The sequence below is a fragment of the Nonomuraea sp. NPDC003201 genome (assembly GCF_053590415.1).
On sequence record NZ_JBSFTC010000098.1, the window covers coordinates 20830 to 35991 of the forward strand.

A 15162-nucleotide genomic window follows, 5' to 3' on the forward strand; every position below is an offset into this window, starting at 1 on the left:
AGAATTACGACATTAGCTAAAAAGCTGCTGGTAGAAGGCCAACTCGGCGGCCAGCGCGGTCACCCGCGTCTCCGTGCGGCGGAAGCCGTGCGACTCGCCCTCGAACGCCAGATACGTGCACGGCACGCCCCGCTCCGACAGCGCGTCGGCGAACGCCGTCGACTGCTCGGGCGGCACCACGGGATCGTCGAGCCCCTGCAGGAGCAGCATGGGGCAGTTCACGCCGTTCACGAGGGCGAGCGGCTCCCTGGAGGCGTACACCTGCGGGTCTTCCGGGCCCACCAGCCACTCCACGTATCGCGACTCGAAGTCGTGGGTGTGCGCCGCGAGGGGCGCGAGCGCGCTGACGCCGAAGTACGACACCCCGCCGGCGAACACGTCGGACCGGCAGCAGGCCGCCATCACGGTCCACCCGCCCGCGCTGCCGCCACGCACCGCGATCCTGCGGGGGTCGGCGAGCCCTTCCGCGGCCAGCCACCGGGCGGCGGCGATCGTGTCGGCCACGTCCACCAGCCCCCACTGCCCCTTCAGCCGCTCGCGGTAGGCCCTGCCGTAGCCGGTCGAGCCGCCGTAGTTGACGTCGAGCACGCCGATGCCGCGCGAGGTCAGGAACGCCTTCTCCAGGTCGAGCGCGGTGTCGGCGTGCGCGGTCGGCCCGCCGTGCACGAAGATCACGTAGGGTGGCGTGCCCTCGGCCGCCGGACCGTACGGCGGGTAGAGGAAGGCGGGCGCGGGCGACTCGACCGCGCGGGGAACGGGCAGGAGGGCCCGGTCGGGCAGCCGCGAGAGGTCGCTCTTGAGCGCGCCGGCAGCCCCGGAGGCGACGTCCACACTGACGACCGACCGGGGGAGCGTGGGGGCGTACCCGATGCCGACCACGGACGTGCCCTCGGCGGCCAGCGCCGCGTCCCACCCGTCGTAGGGCACCTCGAGGTCGGTGAGCGTGCCCGAGCCGGGGTCCAGCACGCCCAGCCTCAGGTCGCCACGGCCGTGCAGGACCGCGAGGCGGCCGTCGCCGAGCACGGTGTACGGATGCCCGCCCAGCCGCCACGGCGGCAGCGTGAACTCCTCCTCGGCGGCGTGGAGCGCCCGGAGCCCGTCGCCGCGCAGGCCGACCTCGTAGAGGTTCCACCAGCCGGAGCAGTCGGAGACCAGGTAGAGGCTGGCGTCGTCCTTCCAGGCCGGGGCCAGCACCGACTCGGCCGGGCCGCCCTTCACCGTCCAGGCGCCGCCGCCCGACAGCCGGGTGACGCGCAGCTCGGTGCCGTCCCAGGGCATGCGCGGGTGGTTCCAGCAGACGTAGGCCAGGTGCCGCCCGTCGGGGGAGAGGGCGGGAGAGGCGTAGAAGTCGCAGCCGGTGGCCCACTCGTGGATCTCGCCGCCGTCCAGCGAGATCGACACGATCGCCCGGGTGACCTTGCCGTCTTCGGCGTGGCGCTCGCGGACGCACCAGACCTGGCCGTCGCGCACCAGCGGGTCCGCGTAGCGGCATCCCTCGTCCGTGATGGGTTTCGGGTCGCCGTAATCGCCCAGAATGTACAGGCGTTGGTCTTTGAAGTTGGCGAAGACCACTTCGCCCCCGGTTGTGATGGCGTACGGTCTGCCGCCGTACTCGTGGACCCTGGTGCGCGCGCTCCATGGGGCCCGCAGCAGGTCACGCTGGGTGCCGTCGGCGTCGCGGCACACGATCGTGGTGCGCCCGCCTTCGTCCGGGCGGTCCTCGGTCCACCAGATCCGGCCGTCCTGGGCCGTGGGCCAACCGGGGCGCACGCCGGAGGCGGCCACGTCTCTGGTCGAGATGGGGGAGGGCCAGAAAGGCATACCCGCATCCTGCCGGAAGATCGGCAAGCGCGTGGGGCGGTCCCCACAGTTCAGGGGCACCCCGCCGGCGCCGGGAGGGACGACGGCAGCTTGAGCCCCGTCTTGCCGAACCACCTGCGCAGCAGCCGCGTGGCCGTGCCGTCGTGCCACATCGCGGCGACCGCCTGGTCGACGGCCTCGCAGGTGGCGGTGTCGCCCTTCTTGATGCCGACTCCCCAGTACTCGTTGCTGACGGGGTCGTTCAGCAGCCGGAAGCGGCCCGGCTCCTGCTCGGCGAACCCCGCCAGGACCAGGTTCTCGGTGCTGACCGCGTCGAGCTCGCCGCCGGCGAGCTTGCGTACGCAGTCGGAGTAGTTGGCCGCGGGCACCAGCCGCATGGGCAGGCTCAGCTTGCCGTTGGGCGGGGGATCGACGATCCGCCGGTACGCGTTCGAGCCCTCCGCCAGGCAGAGCCGCTTGCCCCGTAGGTCGGTCACCTTCTTGATGCTGGTGTCGCTCGCGCGGACCATCGTGTCCTGCGGGGTGACGATGTAGGGCCCGCCGAAGGTCACCTTGGGCCGGCGCGACGGGATGACGCTGTAGGTGGCGACGATGAGGTCCACGCTGCCGTTGTGGAGCAGCACCTCACGGGCGGACGAGGGCGACTCGCGCCAGGTGATCTGCACGTGCCGGCCGCGGGCGAGGTACCTGACGATGTACTTGGCCACGTCCACGTCGAAGCCCTCGGGAGGGCCGTCGCCGGTCTTCAGGCCCAGGCTCGGCTGGTCCCACTTGGTGCCGATGACGACCCTGCCGGCGTTCCTGATCTTGTCCACGACGCTGGTGTAGGAGCCCGAGCCTCCGCACGCGGCGGCCAATGCCACCACGGCCGCCCCCGCGAGCGCCACCCCACGCATGGAGACAGTCTGGTGGGTGGGCAAACCGTACGGGCCGGACTTGGGGCGGTTTCAACGGAGAAATGGGGTCTTTTTGGAGATTTGCGGACGTACGGGCGCCATTGTGCCCGTACGTCCGATCACTCCACGGAACGGTCGGGACCCAGCCCGGCGTCCTCGGTGCCCTCACCCGCGCCCACGCTGACCTCGGCCGAGCCGGGCGCCGTGACCGGGGCGGCGGCCGTCTTGCGGCTGCGCCTGCTACGCCGCTCCAGCCACGTGGCCAGGAAGCTCAGCGCCATGTTGAGCGCCACGTAGATGATCCCGATGACGATCGCCGCCGGGATGAGCGAGCCGAAGAACGCGGCCGGAAGGATCTTGAAGCCGGTGTTGAGCAGGTCGACGTAGGCGATGATGTAGCCGAGCGCGGTGTCCTTCAGCAGCACCACGAGCTGGCTGACGATCGCCGGCATCATCGCCGTGACGGCCTGCGGCAGCAGCACCAGGCGCATGACCTGGTTCTTGCGCATGCCCACCGCGAACGCCGCCTCCGACTGGCCGCGCGGCACCGCGTGCACGCCCGCCCTGACCACCTCGGCCAGCACCGAGCCGTTGTAGAGCATCAGGCCGATCACGACCGCGATGAAGGTGTAGTCGCCGCCCCCCGCCACCGCCGGTGCGAGGTAGAAGATGAAGAAGATCAGCAGCAGCAGCGGGATGGCCCTGAAGACCTCGACCACCACACCCGCGGGGACGCGGATCCAGGCGTGGTCGGAGAGCCGGGCCAGGCCGAAGACCGCGCCGAACACCAGCGCGAGCACCGCGGCCACCACGGCGGCCTGCAGCGTCCCGAGCAGGCCGGGGAAGATGAAGACTTCCCACGTCTCCCACTGCAGGAACGGCTGCCAGATCTTGCCTTCCCACTGGCCCTTGGCGTCGAAGCCGCGGTAGACGCCGTACAGGGCGGCGGCCACGGCCACGACGCTGATCACCGTGAGGAGGCCGTTGCGCACCCGAGCGCGCGGCCCGGGGGCGTCGAACAGGACTGTGGTGCTCATCGCGCCACCGCCAGACGCCTGGCCAGCCGGCCGGTGTAGAAGCCGATGGGCAGCGTCACGACCATGAAGGCGACCACGATGCCGAGGAAGATCGGGATCGACGCGCCGACCTGGTCGAAGGCTTCCTTCATCTTGCTCGCGGAGTCCATGGCAAACCCGCCGGCGGTCGCCACGGTCGTGTTCTTGACCATGGCGATCATCACGCTGCCGAGCGGGGCGATGACCGCGCGGAACGCCTGCGGGAGGATGATCATCCGCAGCGACTGCAAGAACGTCAGCCCGATCGCCCTGGCCGCCTCGGCCTGCCCGAGCGGCACCGTGTTGATGCCCGAGCGCAGCGCCTCGCAGACGAAGGCCGCGGTGTAGGCCGACAGGCCCATCGCGACGATCCAGAACGAGTTGGTGGTGGGCACGTCGGAGAAGACGAGCCCGAGCTGGTCGCTGAGGCCGAGCGCGGAGAAGGCCAGCACCAGCGTGAGGGGGGTGTTGCGCACTATGTTGACGTAGATCGTGCCGGCCGCGCGCAGCACCGGCGTGGGGGAAACTCTCATCGCCACCAGGACGGTGCCGAGAATGAGCGAGGCGATCGCGCCCACGATGGAGAGCTTGATGTTCTCCAGGAACCCCAGTGCGAGGTCGGGCGCGTACCTAATCAGATCTTCCATCGTGCTCCACCGCATAGGGGAGCGGCGGCCGGGTCACCGGCCGCCGCCTCTGGCATGATCAGCTGCAACCCTCGGCGGGCGGTGCCGCCTCCGACAACTTCAGGCCCTGAATGCCGCCGAACCACTTCTCCAGCAGCTGCTTCATGGTGCCGTTGTCCCAGAGCGCCTTCACGGCGGTGTTGACGGCCTCACACGTCTTGGTGTCGCCCTTCTTCAGGCCGACGCCGTACTTCTCGTCCGTGAAGCCCTGGCCGAGCACCTTGAAGTTGCCGCCGGCCTGCTTGGCGAAGCCCGCCAGGATCAGGTCGTCGGTGGTGACGGCGTCGAGGTTGCTGCCGGTCAGCTTCTGCACGCACTCGGAGTAGTTGGCCGCGTCGACGGTGGTGGCGTCGATGTCGAGCTTGCCGTCCGGGGGCGGGTCGGTGATCCGCTTGTACGAGTTGGAGCCGGCCGCCTTGCAGATCTTCTTGCCCTTGAGGTCCTGCGGCGCGTTGATCGCGGTGTCGTCCTTGCGGACCATCACGTCCTGGTGGGCGACGACGTAGGGGCCGCCGAAGGTGACCTTGCCCTTGCGCTCCTCGGTGATGGAGTACGTGGCGAAGATGATGTCGACCGTGCCGTTCTGGAGGAACGGCTCGCGGTTGGACGAGGCCGACTCCTTCCAGTCGATCTGCGGGTCCTTGCCACCGTTGATCTGCTTCAGCACGGCCTTGGCCACGTCGACGTCGAAGCCCTCGGGCCCGTTGGCCGCCTTCAGGCCCAGGCTCGGCTGGTCCCACTTGGTGCCGACGACGATCGTGCCGCCGTCCTTGACCTTGTCCACCACGCTGGCGTAAGTCTTGCTCCCGCCGCCGCAAGCGGTCAGACCGGCGGCGAGTGCCGCAATTGAGAGCACTGCTCCCATGTGACGCATGTGCATGTATACCTGCCTCAATGATCAGTGCGTGAGGATCTTGGAAAGAAAGTCACGCGCCCGGTCGGTCTGCGCGTTGGTGAAGAACTCGTCGGGGGTGTTCTCCTCCACGATCTGGCCGTCGGCCATGAAAACCACCCTATTGGCGGCCCTCCGGGCGAAGCCCATCTCGTGGGTGACGACCATCATGGTCATCCCGTCGCGAGCCAGCCCGATCATGACATCGAGCACCTCCTGCACCATCTCGGGGTCCAGAGCGGAGGTCGGCTCGTCGAACAGGATCATCTTCGGCTCCATGGCCAGTGCCCTGGCGATGGCCACACGCTGCTGCTGCCCGCCGGAGAGCTGGGCCGGATACTTGTCCGCCTGCGCCGCGATGCCCACGCGCTCGAGCAGCTCCATCGCCCGCTTGTTGGCCGCGTCCTTAGAGACGCCGCGCACCTTGAGGGGGCCGAGCGTGACGTTGTCACGGATGGTCTTGTGAGCGAACAGGTTGAACGACTGGAAGACCATGCCGACTTCGGAGCGCAGCTTCGCCAGCCCCTTGCCCTCCTGGGGGAGCACCTGGCCGTCAAAGATGATCTGCCCCTCGCTGATCGTCTCCAGACGGTTGATCGTGCGGCAGAGCGTGGACTTGCCGCCGCCCGAGGGACCGATAACGACCAGCACCTCGCCGCGGGAGACGGTCAGGTTTATGTCCTTCAGGACGTGCAACGCCCCAAAGTGTTTGTTGACGTTCTCCAACCGTACGAGTGGAGCGTCGTTACCGTTCTCCGTCATGGGTCAAACCGTAGAGTGCTCCAGAGCGCTGGTCGCTAACCAAGCGGTACCGATCCGATCACATCATGCCATCAAGCTGGCCTTTTAGCGCAGTCGGGACTATGTGGAGCCGGACAGCGACTACCCTTGAACGTGCCATGACTGTGACCCAGGAGGGCGCCCGCACATACGAAGTGCGCACATACGGGTGCCAGATGAACGTGCACGACTCCGAGCGGCTGTCCGGTCTGCTGGAGGACGCCGGCTACGTGCCCGCCCCCGTGGGCGAGACCGCCGACGTGGTCGTGTTCAACACGTGTGCCGTGCGGGAGAATGCCGACAACCGCCTCTACGGCAACCTCGGCCATCTCCGGCCCGCCAAGGTGAGCAACCCGCGCATGCAGATCGCGGTGGGCGGCTGCCTGGCGCAGAAGGACCAGGGCGAGATCGTCCGCAAGGCGCCGTGGGTCGACGTGGTCTTCGGCACCCACAACATCGGCTCGCTGCCGGTGCTGCTGGAGCGGGCCCGCATCGAGGGCGAGGCGCAGGTCGAGCTGAAGGAGTCGCTGGAGGTCTTCCCCTCCACGCTGCCCACCAAGCGCGAGTCCGCCTACGCCGCCTGGGTGTCCATCTCGGTCGGCTGCAACAACACGTGCACCTTCTGCATCGTGCCGTCGCTGCGCGGCAAGGAGAAGGACCGCCGCCCCGGCGACATCCTCGCCGAGGTCCAGACGCTGGTCGACCAGGGTGTGCTCGAGGTCACGCTGCTGGGCCAGAACGTCAACACCTACGGCGTCGAGTTCGGCGACCGCCTGGCCTTCGGCAAGCTCCTGCGCTCGTGCGGCACGATCGACGGCCTGGAGCGCGTGCGCTTCACCTCGCCCCACCCGGCGGCCTTCACCGACGACGTCATCGCCGCCATGGCCGAGACGCCCAACGTCATGCACCAGCTCCACATGCCCCTGCAGTCGGGCTCCTCGCGCCTCCTGCGCGCGATGCGCCGCTCCTACCGGGCGGAGCGCTACCTCGGCATCATCGAGCGGGTGCGCGCGGCCATGCCCGACGCGGCCATCTCGACCGACATCATCGTCGGCTTCCCGGGGGAGACAGAAGAGGACTTCCAGGGCACGCTCGACGTGGTCCGCGAGAGCCGCTTCGCCAACGCCTTCACCTTCCAGTACTCCATCCGGCCCGGCACCCCGGCGGCCACCATGCCCGACCAGGTGCCCAAGGAGGTCGTGCAGGAGCGCTACGAGCGGCTCGTGGCCCTGCAGGAGGAGATCTCCTGGGAGGAGAACAAGAAGCAGGTGGGGCGCACGCTGGAGGTGCTGGTCGCCGAGGGCGAGGGCCGCAAGGACGACGCCACCCGCCGCCTGTCGGGCCGCGCCGCCGACAACCGCCTGGTCCACTTCGCGGTCGGCGCCGAGACGCCGCGGCCCGGTGACATGGTCACGGTCGAGGTCACGTACGCGGCCCCGCACCACCTGGTGGCCGACGGCCCGGCGGCGACGGTCCGGCGCACGAGGGCCGGCGACGCCTGGGAGGCCCGCCAGGGTGGCGCGAAGCCCGCGCCGGGGGTGCTGCTGGGCATGCCCAGCATCGGCCGCCCGGCCCCTGCCCCCGCCGCCCCTTCCGGAGCCTGCTCGGCCCACTGAACGCCCCCCGGGCCCGGTCAGTGAGTGAGGCGGTTGAGGTAGGCGTAGCAGGGCTCGCGGCGGAAGTCGTGGAACGTGGCGCAGGGATCGGCCCCTCCCGAGATCGCCGGCGGCGGGTCCGCGCGCCGGTCCGGCTCCGGCGCGGAGCGCACCTCGGGCGGCGCCTGGGGCCTGGGTGAGCTCACCGGTGGCGGCACGGCCACCTCGTTCCGGGGCGGGGCCGAGCGCTTCGGGGCCGTTCTCGCGGGCGGTGGCGTCGTGGCGACGGAGGCGGGAGGCCGGGTCGTCGGGGCGAGCCGGTCCGGGACGGGCGCCGGAGGGAGCGGCGGGTCGCCGTAGACCGAGGCCAGCGGGCCCGGGTCGAGGGACGGTACGGCGTAGAGCGATGCCAGGGGGTCCGCCGCACCGGGCGAGGGAACGGCCTGGACCCACGAGAGCTCCTGGAACGATCCATGCGATTGATCCGGGCTCGGTGTCACGGAAGGAGAATTCGATCTTGGGGTAAGCGGGCTTTTCTGATCGAATTCGAGTGGGCTTTGCGCGGGCGGTTCGGCGGAGTTGGTAAATGCCAGGAATATGCCCGCGATCGCGGTCGCGAGCACCCCGGCGACTCCGGCGACCGGTGCGAGGTGGGCACGGCGACCTGGGTAAACGGATCCACGGGGGGACATGTCGTGATTCCTTTGTGATTGGTGTGCGAGCATTCATCCGTTGCGGCTAGTGTGGTCCATCACCCGCGGAAGCCGGTTAGCTTTCGCCGATACGACCGCAGGGAGCTGTACCACCATGCGAGATCCGATCGAGCCGGATCGTCACGAGATCCTGTCCGGGCCCGGGGACACCCGCTCGGCCGACAAACCCCCGAAGAACACGAAGAAGACCATCGCCATCGCCGCTTCGGCGCTCGTCGCCGTGCTCGCGGCGGGTGGCGTCGGCTACATGCTGGCCGCTGACCCCGCCGGCACCGTCCAGCCGGGCGGCGCCCGTCCCGCGCCCGCCCAGAGCACGGCGGGGAACGAGGACCTCGGTGGCGACGACGACGCCACCATGGGCGACGTCACCACCGACGCCACCATGGGCGACGTCACCACCGACGCCCCCGAGGGCGACCCGGCGGCCGACGGCGCCCCCGACGATGGCAGCGTGGGCGACTCCGCCCCCGACCTGGGCACGGGCGACGAGCCCACGGGCAGCGACCGCGGCACGGACTCCTCCACGGGCGGCAAGCGGCCCGCCACGACGTCCCCCGCCAAGCCGGGCCCCACCAAGTCGGCGCAGCCGTCCGACGGCGACAACCCCGCCGACGGTCCGGCGGGCGAGCTCAGCGGCCAGTGCTCCAAGAGCGGGTGCTGATCCGGCCCGGTCAAGTGGCTCGGCGTTTATCGGTGGCATTGGACCTACGGCGAGAGCCGCCTCGGTCCGTAGGGTCGGGTCATGACGACTGACAGAGCCTCCGTCCTGCGCGCGCTGCACGTGCCGGGAGACCCCGTGATCCTGCCGAACGTCTGGGACGCCGCCTCCGCCCTGGCCGTGCGGGAGGCCGGGTTCCCCGCCGTGGCCACCAGCAGCGCCGCCGTCGCCCGGGTCCTGGGGTACGAGGACGGCGAGCGGACGCCGGTCGGCGAGATGATGGCGGCCGTCGCCCGCATCGCCAGGGTCGTGGACGCGCCCGTCACCGCCGACATCGAGCGCGGCTACGGGCTCAAGCCCGCCGAGCTGGTCGAACGCCTGCTCGCCACCGGAGCCGTGGGCTGCAACCTGGAGGACTCCGGCGCCGGCGGGCTGATCGATCCCGGCGAGCAGGCCGACTTCCTGGCCGAGGTCCGGGCCGCGGCGGGTCAGGCGCTGGTGATCAACGCGAGGGTCGACACCTACCTGCTCGGCCCGAAGACGCGCGAGGCGGCGCTGGAGCGCGGGCGGCGGTATCTGGCGGCGGGGGCCGACTGCGTCTACCCGATCGGGCTGGCCGACGAGGACGAGATCCGGGCACTGGTGAGCGAGCTGGGCGGGCCGGTGAACGTCTACGTCCGGCCCGGCGCGGAGCCGGCTCGGCCGGCCGAGCTCGGCGTGGCCCGGATCAGCTTCGGCAGCGGGCTGCACCAGGCCGTCCAGGTCTACGCCCAGGGCCTGTTCGCGAAGGTCAGGGCAGGTCGCAGTCCGTACTGAGCGGGCCGCCGCGTACGCTTGCCCCGTGCTTGTCGCCGCGGCCGTCTGCCCGCCCACTCCGCTGATCACCCTCCAGCTCGACGAGCTCCGCTCGGCCTGTCACACGGCGATCGCCGCGCTCCACGACGCCCGTCCCGACGCGCTGATCGTGGTGGGCGGCGCGGACACCGCGGCCGCGTACGGAGGGCAGGCGGCGGGCACCCTCCGCCCGTGGGGGATCGACGTCACGGTCGGCGGCGCGGACGCCGTGCTCCCGCTGTCCCTGACCGTGGGCCGCTGGCTGCTGGGCGACCGTGCCCCGGACGGCTTCCGGTCCGTCGCGCTCGACGCGCCGAGCGCCGAATGCCTCCTGCTGGGCGAAAAGCTAGGAAAAATCGCGGGAAAGGTGGCGTTGCTGGTCATGGCCGACGGCTCCGCCTGCCTCAGCCCGAGGGCTCCCGGCAAGTACGACGAGGCCGCGGGCCCGTACAACCACCTGATCGCGAACGCCGTCGCCCAGGCGGACCCCGGCGCCCTCGCCGCCCTCGACCCCGCGCAGGCGGACCGGCTGTGGGTCGGCGGGCGGGCCGCCCTCCAGGTGCTGGCCGGCGCGGCCGGCACGCGGAGGTACGAGGGCCGCCTGCTCATGGAGACGGCCCCGTACGGCGTGGGCTACGTCGCCGGCCTGTGGACCTGACGCTTCGGCACCGGGATCTTCATCAGGTCGCGGGCGAGCACGACCTCCCCGTCGAAGTGCCTGCGCACCTCGGCCACGAAGGCGGGCTCGTCGGCGAACCCGTAGCGCTCGGAGAAGTGCGTCAGCACCAGCCGCCGCACCCCCGCGTCCGCCGCCACCAGCCCCGCCTCGAACGCCGTCAGATGCCCGTACTCCTTGGCCAGCGCGCTCTCCGACGACAGGAACGTGCACTCGATCACCAGCAGGTCCACGCCCGAGGCCAGCTCGAACACGGTGTCGCAGAGCCGCGTGTCCATGACGAACGCCGCGCTCTGCCCCGGCCTGGGCACGCTGCACCGCTCCAGCGTGACCCCGCGCACGGAGCCGGTGCGCTGGAGCTCGCCGACCTCCGGGCCGCGGATGCCGTACGCGGCCAGCCGGTCGGGCAGCATCGTGCGGCCGGCGGGCTCCTGGACGCGGTAGCCGTACGACTCGACCGGGTGGGACAGGCGGCGCGCGGTCAGTGCGCCGACGGTGGCCAGGTCGCCGGAGAGCGGGTGCTCGGAGATCACCGAGGTGTCGGCGAAGGCGGCGGCGTGGCGGAGCCTGCGCCAGTATTCGGCGCCGGAGCCGGGGAAGACCGCGCGCACCGGATGCCTGACCTTGTCACGCGCGATGCGCTGCACGACCCCGGGCACGCCCAGGCAGTGGTCGCCGTGGAAGTGCGTGACGCAGATCCAGTGCACGTCGTTCGCGCTCACCCCGGCGTGCAGCATCTGCCGCTGCGTGCCCTCACCGGGGTCGAAAAGGAAGCCTTGTCCATCCCAGCGCAGAAGGTAACCGTTGTGGTTACGGTGTCGGGTAGGAACCGCGCTGGAAGTGCCCAGCACCACCAACTCACGTGAGGACATGATGACCACAGTCGCGTTCGCCGAAGTGCCGACGCCGGTCGGGCCGTTCGTGCTGGCCGTCACCGAGGTCGGGCTCGTCGCGTCGGGCTGGAGGTCCCGGCCGCGGCTGGACGAGCGGCTCGCCCTGGCTGAAGTCCATGATTCGGATCGTACGGCCTTCGTGGTCTCCGAGCTGAATGCTTATTTCGCCGGTGAGCTGAAGACCTTCGAGACGCCGGTGGACTGGCGGCTGATGTCCGGCTCGCGGCTGCAGGTGCTCCAGACGCTGCACAAGGTCTCGTACGGCACCGCCGTCACGTACGGCGAACTGGCCACGCGCAGCGGCTCCAGCGTGCCCGCCCGCGGCATCGGCTCGATCATGGGCTCCAACCCCATCCCCATCATCGTGCCCTGCCACCGCGTGATCGCGGGCAACGGCCTGGGCGGGTTCAGTGGCGGCGAGGGAGTGGAGACCAAGCGCTGGCTGCTCACCCACGAGGGGTACCTGCAGCCGACCCTGCTGGATTTTTAGGGCTTGACCTCTAGCAGACTTGTTCTCGTGCGTCAGCAGCCAGTCATCGCCGTCGTGGGCCCCACGGCGGCCGGAAAGTCCGACCTCGCCGTGGACATCGCCCGCCGCCTCGGGGGCGAGTGCGTCAACGCCGACTCCATGCAGCTCTACCGCGGCATGGACATCGGCACGGCCAAGCTCACCCCCGCCGAGCAGCGCGGCGTCCCGCACCACCTGCTGGACGTCTGGGACGTCACGGTCACGGCCAGCGTCGCCGAATACCAGAAGCTGGCCAGGGAGGTCATCGACTCCGTCGCGGTGCCCGTGCTGGTCGGCGGCAGCGGCCTGTACGTCCGGGCGGCCATCGACGAGCTGGAGTTCCCCGGCACCGACCCCGAGATCAGGGCCAGGCTGGAGGGCGAGCTGGCCGAGCGCGGCCCCGCCCCGCTCTACGAGCGCCTGCGCGACCTCGACCCGGTGGCCGCGGCGGCGATCCTGCCGAGCAACGGCCGCCGCATCGTCCGCGCGCTGGAGGTGATCGAGCACTCCGGGCGCCCGTTCTCGGCGACCATGCCCGGCTACGACGCCGTCTACCCGAGCGTGCAGATCGGCCTCGAGGTACCCAGGCCGGAGCTGGACGAGCGGATCGCGCTCAGGGTCGAGCGCATGTGGCGGGCGGGCCTGGTCGAGGAGGTGCGGGGGCTGCTCGGGCGGGGCCTGGCCGAGGGCCGTACGGCGAGCCGCGCTCTCGGATACGCCCAGGTCATCCGCTTCCTGGAGGGGGAGTGGAGCGAGGAGCAGGCGCTCGAGGAGACCGTCAGGACCACCAGGCGCTTTGCCCGCCGCCAGGAGTCGTGGTTCCGCCGCGATCCCCGGGTGCGCTGGCTGCCGTACGACGCGCCTGATCTGCTTGAGAGGTCCCTGGCGCTGATCTCCGCAAACCCGTTCGCATAAGCTTGCAAGATGCGGTTTCTTAAGGGGCACGGCACCGAGAACGACTTCGTCATCCTTCCCGACCCTGGCGGAGAGGCAGGCGTGACCGCCTCGCTCGTCGCCAAGATCTGCGACAGGAGAGCCGGCATAGGGGCTGACGGCGTGCTGGTGGTGACGCGCACCAAGGAGAGCCTTGAGGTGGTCGAGCACGCCGCCGTGGCCGAGTGGTTCATGGACTACCGCAACGCCGACGGCAGTGTGGCAGAGATGTGCGGCAACGGCGTGCGCGTGTTCGCCCGCTACCTGCTCGACGAGGGTCTGGAGAAGCCCGGCGAGTTCATGCTGGCCACCAGGGGCGGCGTACGCAGAGTCTGCGTCGAGCCCAACGGCGACATCACCGTCGACATGGGCAAGCCCGTCGTGCGCGGCGAGAGCTGGGCCACCGTCGGCGGCCAGGAATACACGGGGCTCCACATCGACATGGGCAACCCCCACCTGGCCTGCGCCATCGGCGACCCCGTCGCCCAGCTCGACCTCCACTACCAGCCGGGCTTCGACCCCGGTGTCTTCCCCGCCGGGGTCAACATCGAGCTGTTCAACCCCGTCGGCATCAGCCGCGCGGTCATGCGTGTGCACGAGCGCGGCTGCGGCGAGACCCGCTCCTGCGGCACCGGCACGGTGGCCACGGCGGTCGCCGCCGCGGCCCTGTCGGGCGAGACCACCGGCACCTGGACGGTCGAGGTACCCGGCGGCACGCTGACCGTCGTCCTGGACGAGGAGACGAGCTACCTTTCCGGCCCCGCGGTCATCGTGGCCAGCGGCGAGCTGATGCTTGCAGAATAATGTTCTCTTGAGGGATGCTGGGTCCACTTCGCGAACTGAGAGGTGGACCATGGCTGACCCACGCACCACCGCGATGCAGGTCAAAGCGGCGATCGGCCAGTACGGCGGCGGGTTCATGATCTCCAGAGAGGCCAAGGCCGTCTGCGAGGAGTACGGCCTCGGCGCCCGCGAGTTCTACTTCCGGGGGCGCTGCGGCGTGCTCGGCGAATGCGACGCCGACGTCGTCAATTCGGTCGTCGTCTTCTTCCCGCCCGACCACGTCGAGCAGAGCTGGAACGGCGGCCGCAAGCTCCCCGTCGACCAGGCCGTCGAGCTGTACGCCGAGGTCTGCGGGGCCTGGGGGCGGCGCAAGCTGGGCGGCTACGACGGCTGCGCGCGGCTCGCGGAGCTGCTCCAGCCGGTCGTCGAAGCCGCCCCGTGCGCGGGCGTCCCGCTGTTCGCGGGCTGGCGGGCCGTGCCGCTGCCCGACGACCCGCCCGCGCGGGCCGTACAGCTCATGCACGTCGTACGCGAGCTGCGCGGCGGACTGCACGCCAACGCCGTGATCGCGGCCGGCCTGCACCCGCTGGAGGCCACGCTCGCGAGCGGCCACGACGCGACCCCGTTCGGGGCCACCACGGGAGAGATGATCGCCAAGTTCTTCCAGTGGCCGGAGCCGTACGCCACGCCGGGCCCGGAGGTCGTGGCGCGCCGCGCCGCGGTGGAGGAGACGACGGACGACCTGATGGCATCGGCATTTTCGGTCCTTGACAGCAGCGAATCGGACGAGCTGATCGGCCTTCTGCGTTTTGGGGACGCTCGTTGACCTGGCAGACTGGCTCCCCATGGACGTGGACATCTGGGCCTGGGTCGGCGAAACCCAGCAGCAGCTTTCCGAGGCGGGCAACGTTGGCCTCGCCATGGCGCTGGGAGACCTCCCCGCACAGGCCTACGAGGGCCGATATCCGCAGCTCGACGTCATGGCCCCGGCCATCGCGCAGCAGGCCGAGGCCCTTGAGCTGCCCTGGCTCGAGTTCTACGCCCGCTACTGGCACCTGATCGGCCGCATCGGCGACCGGGCGCAGGGCGCGGTCGCCCTCGACGACGCGCAGCAGCTGCTGGCGTTCGCCCAGCGCGAAGACGTACGCGAGTGCCCGGCCGCCCCGGCGGCCGTCGAGGCCCTCGCCATCGCCTGGGCCAACACCGACGGCCCCGGCTACGCGAGCGAGCGCCTGGAGACGCTGGGGACGCACATCGAGGGCATGAGCCCGGAGAAGCCCGCCTTCACGGGCCTCGCCACCGAATACGTCGCCGCGCTCATCGACGCCGGCAAGGCGGGCGAGGCCGTGACCTACGCCGAGTCCGCCGTCGAGCGGCTGCGGGTCGCGGGCCGCGAGGCGAGCTGGGAGCTCGGCGCCGAGAGCGCCCGCGCGCTGCTC

At 70.7% G+C, this 15162-nt stretch carries 16 protein-coding genes and 1 pseudogene; 9 read left to right on the forward strand and 8 right to left on the reverse strand.

The genetic code is table 11. The features are described from left to right. Window positions 1–12: 12 nt before the first annotated feature. The 6 genes from ACWDX9_RS29490 to ACWDX9_RS29515 all read right to left on the reverse strand — a co-directional run bounded on the left by ACWDX9_RS29490 (window position 13) and on the right by ACWDX9_RS29515 (window position 6112). Entirely contained in the window at window positions 13–1821 is a 1809-nt protein-coding gene (locus tag ACWDX9_RS29490) for a S9 family peptidase (RefSeq protein ID WP_449959549.1), read from the reverse strand. 50 nt (window positions 1822–1871) lie between these two features. Then, a complete protein-coding gene (locus ACWDX9_RS29495) occupies window positions 1872–2717 on the reverse strand; it encodes a glutamate ABC transporter substrate-binding protein (RefSeq protein WP_449959550.1) in 846 nt (281 codons plus the stop codon). A gap of 119 nt (window positions 2718–2836) precedes the next feature. After that, complete coding sequence (locus ACWDX9_RS29500; protein WP_449959552.1) at window positions 2837–3754, reverse strand: amino acid ABC transporter permease; 918 nt, start codon at window positions 3752–3754, stop codon at window positions 2837–2839. Beyond that, window positions 3751–4419: an amino acid ABC transporter permease gene (locus ACWDX9_RS29505; protein ID WP_449959554.1), complete on the reverse strand. Its 669-nt coding sequence runs from the start codon at window positions 4417–4419 to the stop codon at window positions 3751–3753. The genes ACWDX9_RS29500 and ACWDX9_RS29505 overlap by 4 nt, the downstream gene beginning before the upstream one ends. Window positions 4420–4477: 58 nt before the next feature. Further along, entirely contained in the window at window positions 4478–5323 is an 846-nt protein-coding gene (locus ACWDX9_RS29510; RefSeq protein WP_350724822.1) for a glutamate ABC transporter substrate-binding protein, read from the reverse strand. Window positions 5324–5356: 33 nt separating this feature from the next. Further along, entirely contained in the window at window positions 5357–6112 is a 756-nt protein-coding gene (locus tag ACWDX9_RS29515; protein ID WP_192791054.1) for an amino acid ABC transporter ATP-binding protein, read from the reverse strand. Between the two features lie 137 nt (window positions 6113–6249). Here ACWDX9_RS29515 and miaB point away from each other — a divergent pair, with 137 nt between their 5' ends. Continuing rightward, window positions 6250–7746 (forward strand): tRNA (N6-isopentenyl adenosine(37)-C2)-methylthiotransferase MiaB, encoded by a 1497-nt coding sequence (miaB, locus tag ACWDX9_RS29520; RefSeq protein WP_449959556.1) that lies wholly within the window; start codon window positions 6250–6252, stop codon window positions 7744–7746. Between the two features lie 17 nt (window positions 7747–7763). Here the strand turns inward: miaB and ACWDX9_RS29525 are convergent, their stop codons facing one another. Next, window positions 7764–8225: a hypothetical protein gene (locus ACWDX9_RS29525; RefSeq protein ID WP_449959558.1), complete on the reverse strand. Its 462-nt coding sequence runs from the start codon at window positions 8223–8225 to the stop codon at window positions 7764–7766. Between the two features lie 307 nt (window positions 8226–8532). Between ACWDX9_RS29525 and ACWDX9_RS29530 the strand changes: the two genes are divergently transcribed. From ACWDX9_RS29530 to ACWDX9_RS29540, 3 genes are all read left to right on the forward strand, one after another. Then, window positions 8533–9099, forward strand: a complete 567-nt coding sequence (locus ACWDX9_RS29530; protein WP_449959560.1) for a hypothetical protein — start codon at window positions 8533–8535, stop codon at window positions 9097–9099. Between the two features lie 81 nt (window positions 9100–9180). Beyond that, window positions 9181–9912 (forward strand): isocitrate lyase/PEP mutase family protein, encoded by a 732-nt coding sequence (locus ACWDX9_RS29535; RefSeq protein ID WP_449959562.1) that lies wholly within the window; start codon window positions 9181–9183, stop codon window positions 9910–9912. A 25-nt stretch (window positions 9913–9937) separates the two neighbouring features. Beyond that, window positions 9938–10588, forward strand: coding sequence for a hypothetical protein (locus ACWDX9_RS29540; RefSeq protein WP_449959563.1), 651 nt, complete (start codon window positions 9938–9940; stop codon window positions 10586–10588). Here the strand turns inward: ACWDX9_RS29540 and ACWDX9_RS29545 are convergent. After that, window positions 10564–11478 (reverse strand): ribonuclease Z, encoded by a 915-nt coding sequence (locus ACWDX9_RS29545; protein ID WP_449959565.1) that lies wholly within the window; start codon window positions 11476–11478, stop codon window positions 10564–10566. The genes ACWDX9_RS29540 and ACWDX9_RS29545 overlap by 25 nt on opposite strands. Here ACWDX9_RS29545 and ACWDX9_RS29550 point away from each other — a divergent pair. The 5 genes and pseudogenes from ACWDX9_RS29550 to ACWDX9_RS29570 all read left to right on the forward strand — a co-directional run. After that, on the forward strand, window positions 11477–11989 hold the full coding sequence (locus tag ACWDX9_RS29550) for a methylated-DNA--[protein]-cysteine S-methyltransferase (protein WP_449959567.1): 513 nt from the start codon (window positions 11477–11479) through the stop codon (window positions 11987–11989). The two genes, ACWDX9_RS29545 and ACWDX9_RS29550, sit on opposite strands and share 2 nt — an antisense overlap. A gap of 27 nt (window positions 11990–12016) precedes the next feature. After that, window positions 12017–12922 carry a tRNA (adenosine(37)-N6)-dimethylallyltransferase MiaA gene (gene miaA / locus ACWDX9_RS29555; RefSeq protein ID WP_449959569.1) on the forward strand — a complete coding sequence of 302 codons (906 nt, stop codon included), beginning with the start codon at window positions 12017–12019 and terminating at the stop codon, window positions 12920–12922. 9 nt (window positions 12923–12931) lie between these two features. Beyond that, on the forward strand, window positions 12932–13744 hold the full coding sequence (dapF, locus tag ACWDX9_RS29560; protein WP_449959571.1) for a diaminopimelate epimerase: 813 nt from the start codon (window positions 12932–12934) through the stop codon (window positions 13742–13744). A 49-nt stretch (window positions 13745–13793) separates the two neighbouring features. After that, window positions 13794–14549 carry an SCO6745 family protein gene (locus ACWDX9_RS29565; protein ID WP_449959573.1) on the forward strand — a complete coding sequence of 252 codons (756 nt, stop codon included), beginning with the start codon at window positions 13794–13796 and terminating at the stop codon, window positions 14547–14549. 19 nt (window positions 14550–14568) lie between these two features. Then, a pseudogene (locus ACWDX9_RS29570) lies at window positions 14569–15162 on the forward strand (tetratricopeptide repeat protein); the annotation flags it as partial.